General features: G+C 29.9%; 25 protein-coding genes. 8 read left to right on the forward strand and 17 right to left on the reverse strand.

From position 1 onward, the window contains the following. Nucleotides 1–25 precede the first annotated feature (25 nt). From ACYU7A_RS06390 to ACYU7A_RS06400, 3 genes are all read left to right on the forward strand, one after another. Complete coding sequence (locus ACYU7A_RS06390; protein ID WP_460575064.1) at nt 26–1,357, forward strand: AAA family ATPase; 1,332 nt, start codon at nt 26–28, stop codon at nt 1,355–1,357. Beyond that, nucleotides 1,354–1,857, forward strand: a complete 504-nt coding sequence (locus ACYU7A_RS06395; protein WP_460575065.1) for a hypothetical protein — start codon at nt 1,354–1,356, stop codon at nt 1,855–1,857. The genes ACYU7A_RS06390 and ACYU7A_RS06395 overlap by 4 nt, the downstream gene beginning before the upstream one ends. Nucleotides 1,858–1,996: 139 nt before the next feature. Further along, nucleotides 1,997–2,359, forward strand: coding sequence for a hypothetical protein (locus ACYU7A_RS06400; protein WP_460575066.1), 363 nt, complete (start codon nt 1,997–1,999; stop codon nt 2,357–2,359). 50 nt (nt 2,360–2,409) lie between these two features. On the opposite strand, the gene ACYU7A_RS06405 is transcribed toward ACYU7A_RS06400, so the two are convergent. The 3 genes from ACYU7A_RS06405 to ACYU7A_RS06415 form a co-directional block, all read right to left on the reverse strand. Continuing rightward, a complete protein-coding gene (locus ACYU7A_RS06405) occupies nt 2,410–4,401 on the reverse strand; it encodes a TonB-dependent receptor plug domain-containing protein (protein WP_460575067.1) in 1,992 nt (663 codons plus the stop codon). 59 nt (nt 4,402–4,460) lie between these two features. Then, a complete protein-coding gene (locus tag ACYU7A_RS06410) occupies nt 4,461–5,312 on the reverse strand; it encodes a hypothetical protein (protein ID WP_460575068.1) in 852 nt (283 codons plus the stop codon). Between the two features lie 114 nt (nt 5,313–5,426). Then, nucleotides 5,427–5,804 (reverse strand): hypothetical protein, encoded by a 378-nt coding sequence (locus ACYU7A_RS06415; RefSeq protein WP_460575070.1) that lies wholly within the window; start codon nt 5,802–5,804, stop codon nt 5,427–5,429. Between the two features lie 143 nt (nt 5,805–5,947). On the opposite strand from ACYU7A_RS06415, the gene ACYU7A_RS06420 reads away from it, so the two are divergent. The 3 genes from ACYU7A_RS06420 (at nt 5,948) to ACYU7A_RS06430 (ending at nt 8,409) form a co-directional block, all read left to right on the forward strand. Further along, a complete protein-coding gene (locus tag ACYU7A_RS06420) occupies nt 5,948–6,538 on the forward strand; it encodes a Crp/Fnr family transcriptional regulator (RefSeq protein ID WP_460575071.1) in 591 nt (196 codons plus the stop codon). Continuing rightward, nucleotides 6,538–7,779 (forward strand): hypothetical protein, encoded by a 1,242-nt coding sequence (locus ACYU7A_RS06425; protein WP_460575072.1) that lies wholly within the window; start codon nt 6,538–6,540, stop codon nt 7,777–7,779. Before ACYU7A_RS06420 ends, ACYU7A_RS06425 begins: the two co-directional genes overlap by 1 nt. 75 nt (nt 7,780–7,854) lie before the next feature. Then, nucleotides 7,855–8,409: a fasciclin domain-containing protein gene (locus ACYU7A_RS06430; RefSeq protein WP_460575073.1), complete on the forward strand. Its 555-nt coding sequence runs from the start codon at nt 7,855–7,857 to the stop codon at nt 8,407–8,409. A gap of 103 nt (nt 8,410–8,512) precedes the next feature. On the opposite strand, the gene ric is transcribed toward ACYU7A_RS06430, so the two are convergent. The 10 genes from ric to ACYU7A_RS06480 all read right to left on the reverse strand — a co-directional run bounded on the left by ric (nt 8,513) and on the right by ACYU7A_RS06480 (nt 16,539). Then, complete coding sequence (ric, locus tag ACYU7A_RS06435; RefSeq protein ID WP_460575075.1) at nt 8,513–9,244, reverse strand: iron-sulfur cluster repair di-iron protein; 732 nt, start codon at nt 9,242–9,244, stop codon at nt 8,513–8,515. 68 nt (nt 9,245–9,312) lie between these two features. Beyond that, on the reverse strand, nt 9,313–9,756 hold the full coding sequence (locus tag ACYU7A_RS06440) for a copper resistance protein CopD (RefSeq protein ID WP_460575077.1): 444 nt from the start codon (nt 9,754–9,756) through the stop codon (nt 9,313–9,315). Beyond that, nucleotides 9,756–10,127, reverse strand: coding sequence for a group III truncated hemoglobin (locus ACYU7A_RS06445; RefSeq protein WP_460575079.1), 372 nt, complete (start codon nt 10,125–10,127; stop codon nt 9,756–9,758). Before ACYU7A_RS06445 ends, ACYU7A_RS06440 begins: the two co-directional genes overlap by 1 nt. A 3-nt stretch (nt 10,128–10,130) precedes the next feature. Further along, nucleotides 10,131–10,898 (reverse strand): ABC transporter permease subunit, encoded by a 768-nt coding sequence (locus ACYU7A_RS06450; RefSeq protein ID WP_460575081.1) that lies wholly within the window; start codon nt 10,896–10,898, stop codon nt 10,131–10,133. Then, entirely contained in the window at nt 10,895–11,638 is a 744-nt protein-coding gene (locus tag ACYU7A_RS06455; protein ID WP_298179232.1) for an ABC transporter ATP-binding protein, read from the reverse strand. The genes ACYU7A_RS06450 and ACYU7A_RS06455 overlap by 4 nt, the downstream gene beginning before the upstream one ends. Continuing rightward, a complete protein-coding gene (locus ACYU7A_RS06460; protein WP_460575083.1) occupies nt 11,635–12,867 on the reverse strand; it encodes a nitrous oxide reductase family maturation protein NosD in 1,233 nt (410 codons plus the stop codon). The genes ACYU7A_RS06455 and ACYU7A_RS06460 overlap by 4 nt, the downstream gene beginning before the upstream one ends. Then, nucleotides 12,864–13,289 carry a nitrous oxide reductase accessory protein NosL gene (locus ACYU7A_RS06465; protein WP_460575085.1) on the reverse strand — a complete coding sequence of 142 codons (426 nt, stop codon included), beginning with the start codon at nt 13,287–13,289 and terminating at the stop codon, nt 12,864–12,866. The genes ACYU7A_RS06460 and ACYU7A_RS06465 overlap by 4 nt, the downstream gene beginning before the upstream one ends. 96 nt (nt 13,290–13,385) lie before the next feature. After that, nucleotides 13,386–13,979, reverse strand: coding sequence for a hypothetical protein (locus ACYU7A_RS06470; protein ID WP_460575087.1), 594 nt, complete (start codon nt 13,977–13,979; stop codon nt 13,386–13,388). A 51-nt stretch (nt 13,980–14,030) separates the two neighbouring features. Continuing rightward, on the reverse strand, nt 14,031–16,004 hold the full coding sequence (gene nosZ, locus ACYU7A_RS06475; protein WP_460575089.1) for a Sec-dependent nitrous-oxide reductase: 1,974 nt from the start codon (nt 16,002–16,004) through the stop codon (nt 14,031–14,033). A gap of 58 nt (nt 16,005–16,062) precedes the next feature. Further along, nucleotides 16,063–16,539 (reverse strand): c-type cytochrome, encoded by a 477-nt coding sequence (locus tag ACYU7A_RS06480; protein ID WP_460575091.1) that lies wholly within the window; start codon nt 16,537–16,539, stop codon nt 16,063–16,065. A 173-nt stretch (nt 16,540–16,712) separates the two neighbouring features. Between ACYU7A_RS06480 and ACYU7A_RS06485 the strand changes: the two genes are divergently transcribed. Both ACYU7A_RS06485 and ACYU7A_RS06490 read left to right on the forward strand, forming a co-directional pair. Continuing rightward, nucleotides 16,713–17,165, forward strand: a complete 453-nt coding sequence (locus tag ACYU7A_RS06485; protein ID WP_460575093.1) for a Spy/CpxP family protein refolding chaperone — start codon at nt 16,713–16,715, stop codon at nt 17,163–17,165. A gap of 70 nt (nt 17,166–17,235) precedes the next feature. Further along, nucleotides 17,236–17,562 carry a hypothetical protein gene (locus ACYU7A_RS06490; RefSeq protein WP_298303541.1) on the forward strand — a complete coding sequence of 109 codons (327 nt, stop codon included), beginning with the start codon at nt 17,236–17,238 and terminating at the stop codon, nt 17,560–17,562. A gap of 49 nt (nt 17,563–17,611) precedes the next feature. Here ACYU7A_RS06490 and hemL read toward each other — a convergent pair whose 3' ends face one another. The 4 genes from hemL to ACYU7A_RS06510 form a co-directional block, all read right to left on the reverse strand. Continuing rightward, nucleotides 17,612–18,898, reverse strand: a complete 1,287-nt coding sequence (gene hemL, locus ACYU7A_RS06495) for a glutamate-1-semialdehyde 2,1-aminomutase (protein WP_460575095.1) — start codon at nt 18,896–18,898, stop codon at nt 17,612–17,614. 24 nt (nt 18,899–18,922) lie between these two features. After that, nucleotides 18,923–19,819 carry a glucosaminidase domain-containing protein gene (locus ACYU7A_RS06500; protein WP_460575097.1) on the reverse strand — a complete coding sequence of 299 codons (897 nt, stop codon included), beginning with the start codon at nt 19,817–19,819 and terminating at the stop codon, nt 18,923–18,925. Beyond that, entirely contained in the window at nt 19,812–20,714 is a 903-nt protein-coding gene (locus ACYU7A_RS06505; RefSeq protein ID WP_460575099.1) for a 1-aminocyclopropane-1-carboxylate deaminase/D-cysteine desulfhydrase, read from the reverse strand. Before ACYU7A_RS06505 ends, ACYU7A_RS06500 begins: the two co-directional genes overlap by 8 nt. A gap of 97 nt (nt 20,715–20,811) precedes the next feature. Then, nucleotides 20,812–22,689: a T9SS type A sorting domain-containing protein gene (locus ACYU7A_RS06510; RefSeq protein ID WP_460575101.1), complete on the reverse strand. Its 1,878-nt coding sequence runs from the start codon at nt 22,687–22,689 to the stop codon at nt 20,812–20,814. Nucleotides 22,690–22,889 lie beyond the last annotated feature (200 nt).

Consider the following 22,889-nt stretch of genomic DNA (forward strand, 5'->3'; position numbering starts at 1 on the left):
TAAAAATATTTCCTATATTTGAATTATGGAAAGAGCAAAACTTATTGTTAAAAATTTTGGACCTCTAAAAGATATTGAAATCGAAGTAAGAGAAATGGTGACTTTTATTGGTGCGCAAGCTTCAGGTAAAAGTACACTCGCAAAATTGCTTTCAATTTTTGAGGATGAAAAATTTAGAAAAGATGAATCACTAACTTTTGAAGATGAATTAAAAAAATATAACATTATTAATTATCTAAAGAATGACACATTCATTTCTTATGATAATATAAATTACATTGGCAAAAGCCCTTTTTCACTTAGCTATAAAAATGGAAATTTTACTAAAGCAACTGCACATAGATACGTTTCTGTAATAAAAGAATTTAGCAAAGACCAGAATTTAAATCAAAAAAAAATAACTGATGATTTAAAAAAAAATCTCGGATTAGAATTAAGAGATTGTCTATTAAACGATGTGAGTAAAGTATTAAACTTATTCAATACAAAAGATCAAAAAAATAAATTTTTAAAATTTCTCAATCCTGATATACTTCAAACAACCTTCAAAGAAATTGGTGTAGATAAAATATTTGAAATTTTAAACATAGAAAAGAACTTAGAAAATTACATTGAATTATTTGAAAAAATACTAACTCTATTTCCTAATTTATATTTATTTGATTCTATTTACATACCATCCGAAAGAAACTTTCTCCATCTAATTGCAGAAAATGCTCTTGGTTTAATAAACAATAATATTCAAATTCCAAAACATCTTTTAGAAAGTGGTCAAGATTATGAAAAAGCACTACAAAAAATAAAAGAATTGCCTTTGAGCATAATTGATAAAAAAATAACGTACAAAAGAGAAGGAAAAACATCTTACATTTATCATAACAATAATGAAAAAGTAGATTTACTAGAATCGGCTTCTGGATTACAATCTGTAATTCCTGTTTTACTTTTAGTTGAATATGCAAAATCATTAAAAGATGAATATAATTTCAATTTTGTAGTTGAAGAGCCTGAATTGAATCTATATCCTAAAGCACAACATGAGTTGATTAAATATTTAGTTAAAAACTGTCTTTTAAATAGAAAAAATTTGATTCTCACAACTCATAGTCCATTTGTTTTGGCATCAATCAATAATCTATTATTAGCATATGACAAAGGTCAATCAAAACCAAAAGAAGTAAATAAAATTATAAAAAAAGATTCTTGGTTAAATCCAAAAAAATTTATTGCGTACCAATTAAAAAATGGAAAAGCATATAAAATAATGGACGACAAATTAGGCCAAATCAAAGAAAATATGATTGATACTATTTCTGATGATTTTTCAGATGAATTTGACAAATTGTTGGATTTATGATTGCAGTAATTCAAGAAGCTTTTTCGGATGTAGAAAAATGTTTATCTTCAATTAATGATAAACATTCATATATATTTGAAGATAATGAATTGAAAAAAGGAGTTTTTGTTTCTAAAACAGAACCGAAACATTTGCATATTGAAAATAGCATAAACACCCCATTTTATTTTTTACAGAATGATGATTGTGTAATGAATAATGTAAAAGGTGGGCAATGTGATTATATTGTATTTAATTCATTAGATTTTCATTTTATTGATATCAAAGTTGCAAAAGATGGATTTGCAAATCATAAAAAGAAAGCTTATAAACAGATTGAGAATACTTTTAATTTTTATTTAAATAAATTAGACTTTCCTAATAATTTAGTATTGCATGGACTAGTCTGTTTTCCTAACAAAAAAAGAATAATCAAACCGAGTGAATCAACAAAAAGAAAAGAATTTAAAACCAAATATAATATTGATTTAACAATTGGAAATTATATTTTATTTGAATAACTAAAAGGTTTAACAAAAGTTATTGTGGATGGTGAAAACAAAACAGTTGAACTGAAATCATAATTTTTTTTATCATTTGCATTGATTTTTAAAAAAAATTATTAAATTCGCTTTTCAACAAATTAATTTAAAGAAGATTATGAAAAGAATTATCGCAATATTCACATTGTTTTTAGCGTTTAGTTTTAATGCAAATGCTCAAGAAGCAAAAACATTTTCAACTCCGAACACAAATGAAAAAAGTGTAAAAGAAACTATTATTGAGGATATTAATTTAATGTCAAAGTCAGTAAAAATTGAAGAAAGTTTGAAAATGGATTTATTAAATTTATTACAAATGAGAAAAGATGACGTAAATAATTCTAAAACTCAAGAAGAAAAACAAGCAGTTTTTGAAAGATATACTTTAAAATTATTAAGTGCTTTCGATGAGGAACAAATTGAAGCTCTAAAGAAAGATAAAGAATTATTCAACAGATTAACTCAGTTTTCTAGCAAATAATATTATAATAAAATAAAAAATAGGCGATTCAATTGAATCGCCTATTTTTTTTATAAACTACAACTTAAATTCACAAAAAAGTTTCTTCCTTGTCTCGGAAAATTATTCCAATCTGAATACGTTGAATAATAAGCATCAAGAATATTTTCAATTCCGAATTTTGTGACAAATTTACATTTATTCATATTGAATTTATATCCAAAATTAACATTAATTATTGCGTAATCTGGAGTTCTATCTTCACCGTAAATAATTCCAAAATTGGTGTGTTTTGCATTTCCTTGAAGTACAATTTCTGATGAAAATTTCTGTTTAAAATATACCATTGAAGTTGTAAAGCTAAACGGACTTATAAATGGTAAATTTACATTTTCAAAATCTTTTCCTCTACTATAAACCAACTGCGAATTCCATTTGAATTGTTTAGAAAACTTGATTTCAGAAGTTAAACCTACATTGAAAATGGTAGCATAATCTAGTGCTGTGTAAATTTTTACACCAGTTGCGCCAATTGTCATTGGAACTAAACTAACATTTGGTTTTCCAACAATATAATTGGAAATATGAAAATAAGATGATGTAATTTTCATTTTCATTTTTTCTTTTTTCAAACCAACAAAAGCATTTCCTTCTAATGAAGTTTCGTTTTTCAAATTCGGATTTCCAATGTTGTCATAATTCTCAAAACTATTGAACAAGTAAAAGCCATATGCCTCAGTTATTGATGGTGCTCTTTCTCCATAAGCAGCTCCAAATCCAAATTCAAAACTATTTTTAGAAGAATTATAATTAGCTGAAAAACTTTTTAGAAATCGGTCGTTTTTTGCTTTCATTTCGGGATAAAAAATTTGCAAGCTGTTTAATCCAAATTCGCTTTCTATTTTGTTAGAATGATTACCAAATGCAGCAGAAAATTTCAAACTTGAATGACAATTTAACGCATAATTATCTTCTAAAAATAATCCGTTATAGAATGTAGTAACATCTGGCCAAGTCAACATAAACATCAAATTTTCATTTGGATTTGCAGGATACATGGTCATTTCTGCCAAAGATTTGTTGTAAAACGAATTCAAATTCAATAACAAATTATGATTTCCATTTTTGGCTTTAATTTTTGAATAATAACCATAGGTTTTACTCCAACCTGGCATATCCATATGAACTGGTACAAACGGTCGTTTTGTATCATCCATTTTGTGCATAATTGTATTGAAATACACTTTTGTTTCCCAACTGTTTACAATAGAATTTAATGGTACATACTCATATTTTAAAGACGATATAATTGCCTCAGCAATTGAAACATCCATAGGTAAAGCTGGATAACCAACATCGGTTGCTTTATCGTAAATTAAGGAAGCTTCAATCAATTTATTTTTACTTAATTTGAAACCTGAAGTAACGGAAAAATTCATTTTCTTAAATTGAGAAAACAAAACTTCTTTATTATTTCCTGCTTTGTAATTTTCTGCATCACGCAACATAAAATCGGTATCAACATAAAACAAATTATCTGCATAATTTATAGCAGTACCTATGATTTTTTGTTGGTTATTGGTTTCAAAACCAGAGTTTAAATTATAACTCCATTTTTGATTTCCAAAGTTGTTTTGGTTTCTTTTTAAATCAATTGAACCGCCAATTGTGCTACCAAAACAAGCACCTTCTTGACCTGAAGAAATGGTAGCTTCAGATAAATTGGAAACTTCAACATAGGAAGTAATTGGATCCATTTTATCGGTACAAGCACCAAAAATTCGCATCCCATCAATGGTTATCAATGTTCTTTCTGTTGACATCGAATTGATTATTGGTTCCCAAGCATAGGCACCACGTTTTATCATATCAACTTTTGCTGATTGTTGTAAATAATCATCAATTGAAGTAAGCGTTTTGGATTGTTTATCAGAAAGTTGTCTTTTTTTTCCAATTAGTATTATTTCATTTAAAATTTGAGAAATTAAAGTATCTTTTGCTTTTTCTTGTGAAAATGAAAATAGAACTGAAAATAGAAGACAAACTACAATATTTTTTTTCATAATGAATGTTTAAAAAGGTCAAAAAACAAAACTGTAAAATGACCTTTTTAAGAATAAAATTAGAATTCTATTTCAAAATATATACTGCTATCTGTCACATTTCCAGATATCTCTTCACCCTTAACAATGGTGCCATCAGCTTTTGCTAACTGAAGATTTATTTTCCAATAACCTGTCATTGTTAATGATAATTTACCATTGTATAAGTCACCAGCTGTTGTTTGAGTTGCATTTACATTATTTGGTGAACTATGATTTCCCATGCTTGGCATTCTTGGGTCAATTTTTAGAGTATAACCGTCAACTACAGGAAAAGTCATCATGTCTTGCATTTTCCACACACCAACAACTAAATCATTTACAGCTACTTTTGGATGATGCGGATCAACATAAGCAACTAAATATCTTACACCATCAGACCCCATAAAAGTGTTAACTGTTCTTTTAGATGATGCAGGAACATCGATAACAGATGTCATTGTATAACCAACACCATCAATAGTATAATCGATTTTTAAATCCCAATATTCAGTAGCATTTTGAGGCATTTGAAACATGATGTACCCTCCATACAAAGTTCCATCTGCAGTAATTTTTTCAACTTCAGAATTTGGACAGGAATGATTCATCATAGCCATGTGCATAATTGGCATCCATGAAACTTCTGCATTTTTAACATATTGATTATTAGCGTTATTCTTAATTCTTAACTTGATTTCATTATAACCTTGAACTGTTGCTCCTATATGAGAATACAATTCAATAGTATGAGTAGTATTTACAATTTCTTTGAATTTTGTTAAACCTTCCAATTCATTTATTGTTGGTTCATTATTATCATCATTAGAACAAGATGTAAAAGCTAGTGCCATAAATAAAATGGCGAAAATATTTTTTAATTGAGTTTTCATTTTTTATTAATTAAAGTCTATAGAATACTGTGTCTGTAAAGATTTCTCTTTGAGACATTTTTGGATATAAGAATCCTTTCAATTCAAACTAATTGAATCGATTTCAAATAAAATTTATGAAATAAAAGTTGGCGGATGAAAAACGGAGCAACTTACCGTGTGAAAGTATAAGTTGGCATAGTTGTCTCCAACAGAAGTTTTATTATAAAAATAAATTTGTCTAAAATTAAATTCGGAAACTTCGTTGCAATAAAGTAATTCAATTTCTTGTTTAGAATTGTCTTTTTTATCTGAATTAATTGGTTTTTCGTCTTCAGATGCTTTAGCCAATTCTTTCATCAAATGACATTTACCATTACATTTTAGTTGTGGCTTAGCTTTGTTTTCGCAAAGAACTTTTGAGATATAATCATAATTAATAACATAATCTATAACCGGAAGAATCGGTTTTAGAAATATTGCAAGAATTATTATGATTATAAGTTTTTTCACAAGGCAAATTTACAATAAGAATTTTAGGGTTTTATATGATTATGGTCATAATTTTAGTAATTTTATAAAAATTAACTTTGTAACCATAAGTCGGAAAAGCTTTTCAGCAAAGGTTTTTCGACTTAAAAAACACATTATCAATCATGCAGATAGATTTAGATTTACTATTTTCTTGGGGAGCAATTGCTAAAGAATACAAGAAAAATGAGGTGATTTTTGATGAAGAAGAAATGGCAAATTTTTACTACCAAATCATTGAAGGAAGCATAAGAATGTTCAATTCTAATGATGAAGGAAAAGAATTTACGCAAGGTTATTTTTCCAACGGACAAAGTTTTGGAGAGCCACCACTTTTTATTGACGAGTGTTATCCAGCAACAGCAGTAGCCTTTCAAGACAGTAAAATAGTAAAGCTTTCTAAAGATAAATTCTTGAAAATATTGGATGAATATCCTTCTATTCAAAAGAATTTTTTGAATTTAATGGCACAAAGAATTCACTCTAAAGCTAAAACTTCAAAAGATATTATCAACCAAAAACCAGAATTTAGAATTATTGCTTTTTTAAACGCTCACAAAAAAGGTTCTGATTGTAAAATAAAAGAAATGGTTCCATTCACAAGACAAGAAATAGCCAATTTTACTGGCTTACGAGTAGAAACTGTTATTAGAGCTTTTAGTAAAATGAAAGCTGATAAAAAAATTGACATCATTAATCATAAAATCTATTTCTAATGCTTTTTAACAGCAAATTTTGGCTGAAATTTTCAATACTAAACTTATTAATTGTTGCACTTATCGGACTTTTGATGCGTTACAAAATAGGTTTTGAATTTCCGTTTTTCGACCAAAAACATTTACAACATTCGCATTCGCATTTTGCTTTTTCGGGTTGGATTAGTCATACTTTGATGGTATTGATGATTGTTTTTTTAAAAAAAAGAACAAAGAATATAGAAAATAGACTTACTGAAAAATACAATAAAATTTTAATCGCCAATTTGATTTGTGCTTATGGAATGTTGGTGTTTTTTATCATTCAAGGTTATGGTTTGATTTCCATAGTTTTTTCTACAGCTTCAATTGTAGTTACATGTTTTTTTGCGTATTATTTTGTTAAAGATTTGAAATTAATTTCTGATGAAGAATTGGCTAAAAATTGGTTTAAAGCAGCTTTATTTTTCAATGTGATTTCATCGTTTGGGACATTTGCTTTGGCTTATATGATGATGACAAAAAATATTCTCCAAAATGAATATTTGGCTTCCATTTATTATTATTTGCACTTTCAATATAACGGCTGGTTTTTCTTTGCTTGTATGGGATTATTGATTTCTTTTTTACAAATAAAATCAGATGATAGCGCTTTTTTAAAAAGAACTTTTTGGCTGTTTTTTTTATCTTGTGTTCCTGCGTATTTTCTATCAACACTTTGGTTAGATTTACCTATTTGGATTTACATTCCAACTGTAATTGCTGCTTTTATTCAAGTTTATACTTGGTTTAGATTTTTGATTATCATTGTCAAAACAAAAAGAGAATTTCTTGAAAATTTTCCTTTCTTTTTACGCTATATTTTACTCTTCGTTGGATTAGCTTTGAGTATAAAATTTATGCTTCAATTGGGTTCAACTATTCCAGCAATTAGTCAACTTGCCTTTGGGTTTAGACCAATTGTCATTGCTTATTTGCACTTGGTTTTATTGGCAATTATTAGTTTATTTTTACTTTTTTACATTTATGCCAATCATTTAATTCACTTTAACAAACCCATAAAAATTGGCGTCATTATTTTCTCGATTGGCGTTTTATTAAACGAAATAATTCTTGCTGTTCAAGGCATTGCATCATTTAGTTACACCATAATTCCTTTTGCAAACGAAATGCTCTTTGGAGCTGCAATTATTCTAGTTTCTGGAATTGGAATTACTGCTTTTTATTCTATAAAAAAAGTTAAAAATCTTCCATTATTATGATTGCACTCATAAAATAACTGTTTCATAATTAGGTACTTTGTATGTATAATTTGAAAGTATAAAAAAGTATTTATTATGAAAAAATCAATTAAAACATTGTTATTGGCAAGTTTATTTATTGCCATTGGTTGCAAACAAAACGAACAAGCAACATCAGAAACCACTTCTGAAACTACTGAAGTAAGTTCTGGCGGACAAGAAAATGTAGTGGATGAAACTTCTGTTCCAAACATTGTACAAACTGCTGTTGGAAGCAAAGATCATACTACTTTAGTTACGGCTGTAAAAGCTGCAGGATTAGTAACTTCATTAAGCAATGCTGGTCCTTTTACAGTTTTTGCTCCAACCAATGCTGCATTTGATAAATTGCCTGCTGGAACAGTTGAAGGTTTATTAAAACCAGAGAAAAAAGGTGATTTAGAAAATATTTTAGGTTATCATACTTATGTAGGAACGCTAAAAACTGAATATATGCAAGACGGACAAGAATTTGATATGGTTTTTGGAGGTAAAGTAAAAATCACCAAAAAAGGTGACAAAACGTATGTAAACGGCTCAGAAATAGTTGCATCAATCCCAACAGGAAACGGAATAATTCATGTTATTGGAGATGTACTTCTACCAAAATAAAATCAATTATTAATTCAATTATTGTTTTTCTTTTTTTAATTAAAGCTGAAAAGCGTGAATTGTCGTAATTCACGCTTTTTTAATGCATTATTGGAAAAATTATTTAATCTAAAATATTGAACCTTTCTTCTAATTCAACTGCTTTTTGAAACAGAATATTGTTTTCTAAATGGATGTGTTTGTGCAAATCTTGTTCAAATTCTTTTAGCATTGCATAAGTAACTTTATAAGTTTCACAAGCATCTATTGGTGGATTGTATTCGTTAGTTAACTCTGAAATTTTAGCAAATAAATCTCCTTCGGTTTCATGATCATGTTTTAGCATTGCAATCGGATTTTCAACTGTTCCGAAACCTGGTTGTTGGATAGTTTCGTTGTTTTTGATGGCGTTTGTCATTGTTTTGATGAATGGAAACAAAACTACTTCTTCTTTTTGCAAATGATTTAGCAATTCACTTGAGGCAATTTTAAATAAATTATTAATTTCAAACAATTCAGGATGCCTTTCGCCGTGAACTTTGCATAATTTATCCAAATACATCAATAAAATAGGTGTTTTAGATTCGATATATTCGTGATGTGTTTCTAATATATAATCAATCAATAAATTTGGTGAAAACGATTTAAAATCCATTTCTGATGAAGAATTGGTGTTTAAAACTGCATCAATTTCATTTTCAATTTGATTTACATCTAAACCTTTTGCTTCGCAAACTTCATCAAGTGTTTTATTGCCTTTACAGCAAAAATCGATTTTATATTTTGAGAAAAGTGCTGCGGTTCTGAAGTCTTGCGCTACATATTCTCCAATGGTATTTTTTTGTAATGTGTCCATATCTTTTAAATTTTATTCAAAAGTATTTGAAAAAAAAATTATAAAATATGAGTTAAATCATAAAGAAATTATATTCCTCCAACTCTTACTAAACTTCCTAAAACGAGCATAGAAACTGCAATTAAAGTGACAATAATAATTTCTACAATTGCAGGTAACATTCTATTGGAAGTCAATTTTGGGAAAACAACTTTTTGAGCGTGAACCGCTAAACTTAGAGAAGTAAAAAGTAAAAGTAATTTTATGGAAATAATTTTTTCTATTGGATTTGAAAATGAAAACCAATCAGAAATAGGTACATTATAATCGTAAGCTAAAAGAATTCCTGTAACGACTAAAATAAGCAAAGAAGGCATTCCTATTTTTCCAAATTTAAGTCTAAAATCACTTAAAATTGAAATGTCTTTTTGTTGTAAGGTTGCAGGTAAGATTCTTAAAATCAAAAACAAATGACCACCAACCCAAATACTAGCAGCCAATAAATGAATTATAAGGATAATTTGATGATGCATTAAGTCAATGTTTTGTACATCATTACAGCCGAGATATTCATCGCTCGATTTTTAATTTCGTCTGCTTTTGCACCTTCAAAAAGTTTGTCAACCGTTTGATTAAAAAGTGCATTCCAATGCTGAAAATGTTCTTGAGTCATAGTGCTTTTTTGATGCAATTCTTTGTGAACTGCCATTGGACTTCCGCTATAATTGGCTGAATAGAACAATATGTTTTCCCAAAAATCATGCATTTTTGGCAAATGTAATTCCCAATTTACTTTGGCAACATCGGTAAATAAATAGCCAATAACTTCATCTGTTTTTACTTTTTCGTAGAAAGCATTAACTAGCTTTTCGATGTCTTTTCTATTTCTAATATCTGTTTTCATTGGTTACAAATCTTTTCTATTAAATTTTTTCAACGAAATAAAAAACGGAATAATTGCCCATAAACTCAACAAGAAAAATGACACAATTAATCCTGTTGAAGTTCCAAAAAAATCTTTGAAAATAGCTCCTGTATAACCCATCATTGCAGAAACATCAAGGTGCAACAAAATCTGAATTCGTGCCAAATCTATTGGGCTAAAGGCGGTGATTCCGACCATTGCATTTTCGATTGGATAATCTTGAAATTGAAATAATAAAAACAAAACCAATCCGTCAAATAGCAAGGCAAAAAACAACCAAGTCATAATTGCAATTCCAATTCCTTTGGCTTTATCTCTTGTTAAAATAGAACTTAAAAACGCTAATGCTGTAAAAATTACGGTTATCAAACAGCCATTTAACAACATCATAATGCCAATACTATCAGGCGAATTGAGTAATAAAGGTATTCCAGCTCCAACAAAAAAGGCAAGAATCATGGAAAAAGAAAGTCCAAGGAATAAACTTATCCAAATTTTTCTTCTTTTGATAGGTTGACTTAATAGAAGCTCAATAAATTCGGAGCTATTGTACAAGTAAATCGTTGCAAAAAGTATTGAAACCAATGGAACTGTAAATAAAATTACGTTTAAAATGGTTAAAATTCCTTTTGCAGAATTGTCTTCTAGCGCAAACGAACTCCATGATAGAATGGCTAAAATAAAGGTGTAAGCCAAAACTATTTTGCTTTTTAGAATATCGAGTAATATGATTTTTATGATTCTGTTCATGACACTTTTGCGAGTTTTGGGTTATGACTTTCAGGTTGCTTTTGTTTCAGAATACTGGCAATAGCTTTTGAAATTTTAGTTTCATTGGTTTCAGATTTTAAGACTTCAACTTTTTTATGAAAATGAACTTCTCCATCTTGCATAAAAATAATTTCGGTAATCAAATCGTCTAATTCACTTAGTAAATGTGATGTGATGAAAATGAGTTTTCCTTTTTCTTTTTCCTTTATGATTTTTTCTTTCAAAATTTCAGATGCCAATGGATCTAAACCAGCTGTTGGTTCGTCTAAAATCAGGACTTCAGGATTGAATAAAAAAGCTAAAACGGCACTTACTTTTTGAGTTGTTCCACCCGAAAGTGTTCGCATTTGCTTATCAAACATTTTTTCTAATTCAAATGCTTTTAGCAAATCTTCATCTAATTCTTGATTGGAATTTCTGATTTTTTTTATCATTTCAATGATTTGCCCAATCGTCATATTATCCGGATAACGCCCAATTTGTGGCATATAACCAATGTTTTCACGATAGATATATTCTCCTAAAACCGATTTCCCGTTAAACTCAATCGAACCTTTATCTGGCAGAACCATTCCGAGAATTGATTTTATCAACGTTGTTTTTCCACAACCATTCGGTCCAATTAGCGCAATACATTCTCCACTTTTACATGAAAGATTGACATTTTTCAGCACTTCTAATTTTCCGAATTTTTTGTTTATGTTTTTAATTTCAATCATAATGGCAGCGATTTCATTAAAGGCGTTTTATCTATAAAATTATCTGGTGTAATACTTGGCAAAACTTTTTCAGATTTGTCTAAAAGTGTTATCATAAAACTTCGGTATAACAACATGGCAGAAGGTGTTTTTTCGGTTAAAACAGCAAACAAACTTAATGGATGATAAGGCACATCGCCTACTCCATTTTTATCTAAATCATATCCTTCATATTTATCCCAATAATTTGAATTGAAAGTGTTTAAAACTAAGCTCCCATTGGTGCTAATATCGAAAGTATTTTTTAGATAATTATTGTTTACAATTTCATTATCCATACAACTTGCTTGAATTTTCATTCCCCAACCATTCGATTCAAAAACGTTTTTTTCGACCTTGATTCTTGATGTTCCTTCCATATAAATTCCAGAAGTATTTCGGGCAAATTTATTATTGAAAATATAGCTGTCGGCAATTTCTTTGAGCAATAAACCATAAGCGGAATCGCCCCAATTTTCTTCAAAATAATTGTTATACATTTTTACATTTTTGGTAAACATGACAGCAACACCTGCACCATTATTTTTAAAAACATTCAATATGTAAGCATCATCGTTGGAAAACATAAAATGCAAACCATAACGAATGTTTTTATTGGAAATATTCCTCCAAATGACAGATTGTGTTACAAATTCAAAATAAATTCCGTCGCGATGTCCCGAAATTTTATTAGCAATTATTTGAAGATTATCGCTTTTCCAACAGTGAATTCCATTTCCAATTAATTGTTCTTGTTTTCCGTAAGCGGTAATTTTATTGTTTTTGATTAGGCAATTTCTAGAGTTTTGAAGATAAATTCCGAAGAAATTGTTGTCGAGAATGTTGTTTTCAATTTTTACAAAAGTTCTATCATACACTTTGATTCCGCATGGATCATCAAGAGAGGCATAACCTGAATTGATGATTTTAAATCCTTTGATCACAACATTATCGGCATTAACAGAAATAACTTCAAACTTGCGCTGTCCATCAAGAATTGGAAAGTTTTTACCAAGAAAAATGATTTTTTTATTGATTAGAATATTTCCTTCTTTATAAACTCCGCTATTTACAATAATTGTGTCGCCATCAACAGCTAACTGAAGAGCCTGCTTGATTTTTTTGACAGGAAAATTGCTTCCTACTTGAATGGTTTTAGCATTTGAAATAGAAAATAAGAGTAAAAATAATATGCAGATTAATTTCTTCATTTATAAGAATCATAAACTTGTAGCCAAGTCATAGGTTCAGCATTTAATTTGGTTTGAAATTCTTTTTGTTCTTTATCAGATGAAAATGCAGCAAGATTCCCACGCATTGGAGAATTGATTGTTCCGCCTTTTAGAAAAAAGCATTTTTCGGCTGCAACTAATTCATTTTCTTTTAAATAATCATTTACAAAAAATACTTTGGAAGGAACTTCGCTTGTTTCGTCAAATTGAATCATGCATGCTACATCATCAAACTTGTAATATCTTCCTTTTTGAGTGATTAATTCTGTACCAAATTTTCCGTTTGCGATTGTCATTTTACAAAAATCACAGGAATCAGAATTTAGTTTAATTGGTTTTGGTTCGTTTGAATTGCAAGAAACCAAAAATGATGTTATTAGCACTATAAAAAATGATTTCATATGTTTAAATTATATTTTTAAGCGGTAACATATAGTATCGCTTTATTTTCATTGGTGTTTGCTTCCGCAAACTTCTAGTTAATAGCGATTTCATAACTAACTGATTTTCTTTTTAGTGAATAAATTATATTCTTTAAAAACGATGAAAAACAACAATAAACCACAAGCTGTCAAAAACCATCCACCAATATCTGGAATTGAATACGCTCCAAAGTTCAACAATTGTTTGTATCCAATTAACGGCGGTTGATAAGCCATACCGGGCACTTTTATAGCCGCATTTGGGTCTAAATTATGTCCATATTCATAATTCCATCTGTAGAAATCGATGGCTGCTAAAACCACAAAAAGAATGTAGGAAATAAAGAATGCTAAAACTGCTTTTCTTTTTGCTACAAAAATTAGCAACAAAGAAATTATAGCAAAACTTCCGAAAATATAGGGTAAAGCAGTGAATTCGAAAAAGTTTTCGGTATGCAAAGTTGCCATTCCGATGTAGTGATTTAATCCGTTGATGATTTCTACATCGCCACCAATTTTGTTAGCATGCAATTTTAAAACCAAACCTTCAGGATATTGAGGCGCTTCGAGTTCGATTTGCCACATTGGAACAAAAAGCGAGCCAATAAATAAGATTGAAACAACCAATAATATCACTTTTGATACCATTGAAATTTTAGAAGATTTCATAAAAAATGAATTTAAAAAGGGACAAAAGTTACTTTGTCCCTTTTGGTAAAATTATTTTGTTTTTGGTAAGTTAGTTCCAACACTCCATGTAAGCGGTACAGAACTTCCTGCAGGAGAAACTCTTATGTAACCTTGCATTTCTTGGTGTAAAGCACTACAAAAATCGGTACAGTACATTGGAAAAATTCCAACTCTATCTGGTTTCCATTTTAGAGTTGCAGTTTCTCCTGGCATAATTAATAATTCGCCATTATCTGCACCTTTTACTGCAAATCCGTGAGGAACATCCCAATCCTGCTCAAGATTTGTAACATGGAAATATACTTCGTCACCCATTTTTATACCTTCAATATTATCTGGCGCAAAGTGAGAACGAATAGAAGTCATGTAAACATGTACTTGATTTCCTTGTCGTGTTACTTTGGCTTCTTTTTCACCTTTAGCTACAAATGGGTGATTGTTGTCTCCGATTTTATAGAATTTTAATTGACCATTATTTCGAATTAAATCGGCTGGTGCTGCTTGTGCATAGTGAGGTTCTCCAATAGTTGGAAAGTCTAAAACGAGTTTCATTTTATCACCACTAATATCAAATATTTGAGCTGATTGTGCCAATTCTGGACCTGTTGGTAAATATCTATCTTTTGTAATTTTATTATAGGCAACAAGATATTTTCCGAAAGGTTTTTTAGAATCACCGCCAGGAATACATAAGTGACCAACAGAATAATAGGTAGCAACTCTGTCTAATACTTTTAATGATTTGATATCCCATTTAACAACTTCAGAAGAAACGAAGAAGGTTGTATAAGCATTTCCTTTTCCATCAAACTCAGTGTGCAATGGTCCTAAACCAGGTTTTTGAACTTCACCATGAAGAGCTGCTTCATATTTTATGACATTAATTCCGCCATAATTTCCATCAAATTTTTTATCTTTAATAGCTCCCATTAATTTATCAAAGCTAAATACAGGAATCAAAGCTGCCAATTTTCCAGAGCCCACAATATATTCACCAGTTGGATCAACATCACAACCATGAGGAGATTTTGGGCAAGGAATCATATAACAAATATCTTTTAAAGCAGCAGCATCAAGAACTAAAACATCGGTTTTAATTTCAGATTTTGCTGTATGTGTTTTTTCGTCCCATGTATTATGAGCATATCGAGCTTTTTGTTTTATTCCTTTTCCTGCTTTGATATATTCTTCAGCTTTTTTCCAGTTTACAGCCATAATAAAATCTTTATCTTTTTGAGAAGCATTCACTTCTAACAAAGTATTGGCTTGTTCCGTATTATAACAAGAGAAGAAAAACCATCCATGAGATTTCCCTTTTCCTGCATGAGAAAGGTCAAAGTTTACACCAGGCGTTACAATTTGAAATGCTAAATCCATTTCGCCTTGTTTACCCACTTTTACAAAACTAATATGCCCTTTGAAATTTTCTTTATAAGTGTTGATTGCCACATCACCATTAGAATAATCACCTGGAACACTAAAACGAGTTCCTGCAACTACATATTCTGTATTTTCTGTGATGAATGGAGAAGAGTGATTTCCACCACTATTTGGCAATTCGATTATTTCTGCTGTTTTAAATGTTTTTAGGTCAATACGAGCAATACGAGGTGTATTGTTGGCATTACCAAAAACCCAACGACCATCAACTTCACCATTTGTTTGCGACATTTCGGTGTGATGTAAATCATCCCAAGGCACAAAACCATGCGAAGTATTCAACATTGGTTTAGTTTCTTCACTATAACCCCAACCTTTTTCTGGATCTACTGAAAAAACTGGGATTACTCTAAATAATCTTCCACTTGGAAGACCATAAACGCTTAACTGACCACTAAAACCTCCAGATACGAAGTTGTAGAATTCGTCATATTTTCCAGGTGCTACATACGCTTTTTCAGCATCACCAACCGTTGCATCACTTGAATTTTTTGGTTTACAGGAAGTGAATAATGCACTTCCTAAAACTAGAATCGCAATTGTTTTTACAAATTTATTTTTCATTATATTGAAATTAGAACTATCCAATTACTTTCACCTAATAAGATAGTTGGTTGTTTTTTTATTTTACACCGTCATTTTTACGCATAAACTCTAAAATACTTCTTGCTTCCTCATCTGCTAAACCTTGATTTGGCATACGAACAAGACATATTTCTAATTGCGCTTGAACTTCTGGGTCTTTGTCAATCATTGGATCTGGATTGGTAATGAAGTTCATAATCCATTCTGGTTTTCTTCTTTCGGTTACACCTTTCCATCCTGGTCCAACAAGTTTTTCGTCGGTAGTTTTATGACAAGAAGTGCATTTCACTCCTGCAACCTCTTCTCCTTTGGTAGCCATAGCTTGATCTAAAGCAGCTCCAAGTTCAACAGTTGTAAATTTTCCTTCGCCTCTTTTTGGGTCGTAAGAAGATGGATCTGCTGAAGCAGCTTCTTCAGTTGTTGCAGAAGGATTATATTCTTCACCTTCTTTTTCTTTTTTGCCACAAGAAAACAATAAAACTACTGTGGTAAATAATAATACTAGTTTTTTCATAATATAATTTAGTTTAAAATAATACCTCAAAGGTCTTAATTGAATAGGGTTATGTTTTATGACTGCAATCATAAGACATAATATTTTTTTTGAAATAATATTAAATATTTGTTAACGAATAAACCTTTTGAAAGAGAGTGAGTCTTATCACTATAACAATTAAAAAACACATCATGAAAAAAGTATTTTTATTAGCATTACTAGTTGTAGGATTTACAACATTTGCCCAAGGAAAAAGAGGAGAAAGAAAAGAACAATTATCAACTGAAGAACGAGTTGAATTGCATGTAAAAAAATTAACTACTGACTTATCCTTAAACGAGAAGCAAGCACAAGAAGTAAAGGCTTTAATGGCTAAACAAGCTGAAAAAAGGGAAGCAAAAAGAGCCGAAATGAAAGCTTTAAAAGAAGAACGTGCTCAACAAGCAAGACCTTCAAAAGAAGAAATGGCCGCAAGAAAAGCTGAAATGCAAAAAGAGCAAGAAGTATTGAAAGCTGAAATGAAAAAAATTCTTACTGATGAACAGTATACAAAATGGGACCAAAAACGTGAAGATCGCAAAGAAAAAGTGATTGAAAAAATGAAAGATAAAAAGAAAAGAGGTCAAAAAGTAGAAGATAACTAAAATAAATTTTGTGTTTTCATTTAAATGAATTATTTTTGAATATAATTGACGTCAAATAATTTAAAAAAACATGAAAAAAATATTTTTTATTTTCGCTTTAGTTTGTGCTTTTACTCTAAGCGCTAATGCTCAAGAAAAAAGACTAACTTCGCAAGAAGCTGCAAAGAAAGATGCTGTTGAACTTGCTGAATTGGTAGGTTTAAAAGATAATCAAATTGAAGATTTTTATAGATTGTTTGAAAGAAAATATATAATTCTTGAAGATAGAAGTTTATCTGCAGAAGGAAAAGCAGAACTTGAAAAAGTGATGGATGCTAAAATTAGAGCAACATTAAGTGAAAAACAAATGTCTATTCTTGAATCTAACAAAGCAATGTTTGAAAGATTAAAAAGATAATTTTAGTATTACCTATAAAAAAAGCTTCACAAATTGTGAAGCTTTTTTATTACAACTCTTTTGATACTTTATCAATTGCATCTATAGTATAATCTAAATCTTGATAAGTTAAAGCGTCTGTTATAAACCAAGTTTCATAAGCAGATGGTGCTATATAAACACCTTGATTTAACAGACCATGAAAGAATTTCTTAAAGGTTTCGTTATCTCCATTTTTAGCAGTTTTGAAATCAACTACAGCACCTTTATCAAAATGAACTGAAATCATCGAACCAACTCTATTTACAGTAAATTCTACATTATTATTTGAGAGTACTTTTCTGATTCCGTTTTCTAAATAGGCTGTTTTTTCATCTAATCTTTTGAAAATTTCAGTGTCTTGATTTAAAGCTTCCAACATTGCTAAACCAGCTGCCATTGCTAACGGATTTCCTGACAAAGTTCCAGCTTGATAAACTGGACCAATTGGTGCTAAATAATTCATTATTTCATTTTTTGCAGCAAAGGCTCCTACTGGCAATCCTCCACCAATAACTTTTCCAAAACAAACTATGTCAGCTTGAATATTATAAAGTTCTTGAGCACCACCTTTAGCTAATCTAAATCCAGTCATTACTTCATCAAATATCAGTAATGTACTATTATCTGAACATACTTGCCTTAAATCTTCTAGAAATCCTTTAACAGGAGGAATACATCCCATATTACCAGCAACTGGTTCTATGATAATAGCCGCTATTTCATTTTTATTTGCTTCAAATAATGCTTTTACGTTTTCAATATCGTTATAATTAGCTAATAAAGTGTCTTTGGCTGTGCCTTGTGTTACACCAGGTGAGTTTGGAGTTCCAAAAGTACTAAGACCACTTCCAGCTTGAATCAAAAAAGAATCAGAATGACCATGGTAACATCCAGCAAATTTTATTATTTTATCTCTTCCTGTAAATCCGCGAGCCAATCTGATAGCGCTCATACAAGCTTCCGTTCCAGAATTCACAAAACGAATTTTATCAATATTTGGAACCATTGAAACTGCTAATTCAGCGATTTTAGTTTCTAGTTCTGTTGGCATTCCAAAAGAGGTTCCTAACTTAGCTCTTTCTGTTATTGCATCAATTACAGGTTGAAAAGCATGACCTAAAATCATTGGACCCCAAGAATTAATATAATCAATTAATTGGTTTCCGTCTTCATCATATAAATAAGCACCTTTGGCACTTTTTACAAAAATAGGTGTTCCACCAACACCTTTAAAAGCTCTTACAGGCGAATTTACACCTCCAGGAATTACTTTTTCTGCATCAGCAAATAACTGACTGCTTCTTTTATATAGCATTATTTTTATTTTATTTGTAGTAAACTATTTTACAATCAACTTTTGACCAATCGAAATTCCAGTATCAGAAATATTGTTTTTCTTTTTCAAATCATCGATAGAAATGTTATATCGTTTTGATATTGAATACAATGTATCACCTTTGATTACTTGATGTAAATCAATATTTGTTGAAACAATGTCTTTGGATTTATCAATTGATGCGACATTATTTGGAACATAATTTATTCCCAACACCTCAGCATCATATTTTTGCAATTGGTATCTTTCAATTAGTCCTATCAATTTTGTTGGATAATTTGGATCGGTTGCGTAACCAGCATTTTTCAAACCTTTACTCCAGCCAACATAATCGTTTTTATCAAGTTTAAATAGATTAGAATAACGCTCTCTCGTCACTAAAAACAAAGAATGATCTCGATAAGATTCATCTGGATTATTGTATTTTCTGAAACATTCTTGTGCTTCGTCATCATCATATTTTACACTTGGTCCAGTCCATTCTTTATGACATTTAATTCCAAAGTGATTATTTGCCTGAGCACTCAATGGTCCAGTACCGGCTCCTGATTCTAAAATTCCTTGACCTAATGTAATACTTGCAGGAATTCCGTATTCTTTCATGTCTTTTTTGGCAATTTCTTTATACTTTTCAATATATTCTAAAACCAATGCTGTGGTAACTTTAACTCGAGTTGTAGCTTCCAAAATTTGAGTTGATTCCTCATTTTTAGCCGTTGTATTTGTGGTATTTTCAGAATTTGGTTTAACAGGATTACTAGGTTTTTCAACTGGTTTTCTAACTGTTCTAACTACAGGTTTAGATGGAGATGAACTTTTAGATGTTCTCACAACTGGCTTATTAGAACCGCAAGCGATGAAAAAACCAATACAACATAATAAAATTATTTTCTTAATCATTGAAATTAATAGTTTGCAAGTTTTTATTACTCAATTTTAAATTCATTCCTTGTACACCTTGAATTCCACCTGTATGAATTAGTAGAATTTTTGAATCTTCTGGGAAATAATTTTTAGTTATTAAATCTATAACGCCAAAAACCATTTTTCCAGTATAAATTGGATCTAATGGGATGGAATATTTTTTGTAAAAATCATTAATAAATTCAATCAATTCCTCTGAAACCTTTCCGTATCCACCAAAATGATAATCAGAAATTATGTCCCAATTTTCCTTTTTTGCAAATTTACGAATATCTTTTTTTATAAAATCACCTTTCAATGATGGAAATCCTAAAACTTTATGATTAGAAGTCGAACTATTAATAATTCCAGATATTGTGCCTCCAGTTCCTATGGCACAACAAATATAATTATAACTTTCATCTTCATTTGTTAAGATTTCCTCACAACCTTTTACAGCAAAATCGTTAGTTCCTCCTTCTGGAATTAAATAGAAATCATCAAAATCATTTTTAAGATTACATAAAAAATCTTCTGTGCTTTTCAATCTGTATTGTTCTCTTGAAACAAACACAAATTCCATACCGTTATCTTGACAAAATTTTAAAGTAGGATTTTGAGAAATTTTAGAACTCAATTCATCTCCGCGTATAACTCCAATTGTTTTAAATCCGTTTTCTTTACCAGCAAATGCAACTGCCGCAATATGATTTGAATAAGCACCTCCAAAAGTGAGTAAAGTATTATGATTTTGCTTTTTGGCTTCTAACAAATTATACTTTAGTTTTCTGAATTTATTTCCAGAAACAAAAGGATGAATCAAATCTTCACGTCTTATGTAAAGCTTGACTGTTGTATTTGGTAATACTATTTCTTGTGTGAGAACTCGCAAGATTATTTTTTTACAAAGTTACAAATGTTATCTTCTTTGAAACAAAAAAAGGTATCCAAAATTAGGATACCTCTTTGTATTTTTTGATGAATTGTAACTACTTAATTCTTTCAACAATAATTTTCTGTCCTAAACTTTGTCCATTAGTAGATTCTATTTTAACAATATAAACTCCTTCACTCAGCGAGCCTGTTGAAAACTCATAAGTTTTTTTAGTTCCTAAATCTACTTTATCAAATATCTTTTTACCTGATATATCAAACAATACTACTGTTTTTAAATCTAAATCATTAGGATTAGAAATTGTAAGCAATTGATTAGTATTATTTTGAACGATTGCCAAATCTTTAATATTATTTTCAGTTACAGCTAATAATTGATCTGTAAAAGTGATTTCAAAACGATTATTATGTTCACCTGGAGCAAGAACAACTTCATAGAAATTATTTTTAATATCATGATAAAGTCCCGTTAAACTATCATATAAAAATACATTTTGAACATCAAAATTGACAAACTCATTAACTTTTAGTGTATATGTTGAAACACCAGTATTAGTGTTTTTAAAACCAATAGGAAATCTTTTATTGATATCAAAACTTGTTACAGAATGCACATAAGGTTCATTATTTAGATACAAATACATATCTGTACTTATGTTCTCAGTAGCTTCTGGAAATTTCGAATCGGCTAAATCAACTCCATCAATTGCATTTGGCAAAAATCCGATTGCAATTTGTCTAACTGCTTGACTATTTAAAGATGTATTTACAACAAAGTGAGGTGTTGGTGCTTTACTTATCTGAGTATAATCAACTCCTGCAAGATTCGGAATTGCATCATAAAAACCATAATTTACTGTTGCATTTTCGTCTGAACTTCTCTCGAATTGTGAATTATTTGCAACACCTTCTTTTACATATACTCTATAAACATTTCTCATTTGCAATGTTCCATTAGCAACACCTCTCACCATAAATCCTTGCCCTATTGGCGAAAATCTTCTTTGATAAATATTATTTGGACTGCTAAAAACAGAACCTTGATTTCCAGCAAGATCATAAGTGTAAAAAGTTGCTGGAGAATATATACTTGTTGTTCCATTATATGTCCCATAACCACCTCTATATTGAGCAATATTGTGAGAATTCACAGTTTTATCTTGTTCCCAAAATAATGCTGTTCCATCACAATTTGGGTTTCCAGGAATATCATCACCATTTCCAGAAATTAAATCTGGCCCTGGTCCTCCAACTAGAAACAAATTCAAATCTATCGCAGAAGGATAAGGGTTTCCTGTTAAAGTAGAAGCTGCATTTGCAACATTAATTGTAATGTTCCCATCATTAGGTTTTCCTCTGAAATCATATCTTTGAGCACTTCCGGTATTATTTGCAACAGCTTCACTAGGATTTGTAGTATCAGTTCCACTAACACCTTTCATTGTGAATCCTTGACCAGCAGAAATATTTGATAACGCTGCAGACTGAACCCATTGAAAATATCCATTCGAAGATAAAAATCGCCAAATCCAATAAGATGCAATTGTTAAAGTTCCTGTATTAGAAACTCCATTATAACTAGTACTAGTAATTGTTACAGGAGTACTTGAAGTACTAGTTGTAGGAACATTTAACATAGTAATCCCAAAATCTTCATTTCCAGATGCTGCAGATGCATTTCCAACTGGCGAACACCAATAGTTGTATGCAAAATTATTAACGGTTCCTTCTTGAAAAACAGATAATTTTCCAGCACCAGTATTTGTTGAGCTTCCAGTAGTACCTTGAAGAAATTGTCCTTCATTTCTAACATAGAAATTACTATTCAATCCATTAAGTTCAAGATTTCCTCTAGAATATACTAATGAACCTCTATTAAAAACGTAGCTATTATTACTAACATAGATTTGAGCAACTAAATTGCTTGTAAACAAACTTGTTAGCAAAAAACTAAATACTATAAACTTCTTCATAATCAAACATTTAATTTATAAAATTAGAAAAAAAAATTAAAGAAGATAAAAAAAATAGAAAAAAAAACACAACAAATCATTTAGTCGAATAAATTTGTTTTTAATCGATTATTTTTGTTGAATTCGGATTTTACTATCATACAATTCTTAAAAATTTACTTATGAGATCATTTTTCTTATCACAATTTTTAGCACCTATA

Source organism: Flavobacterium koreense (genome assembly GCF_054776075.1).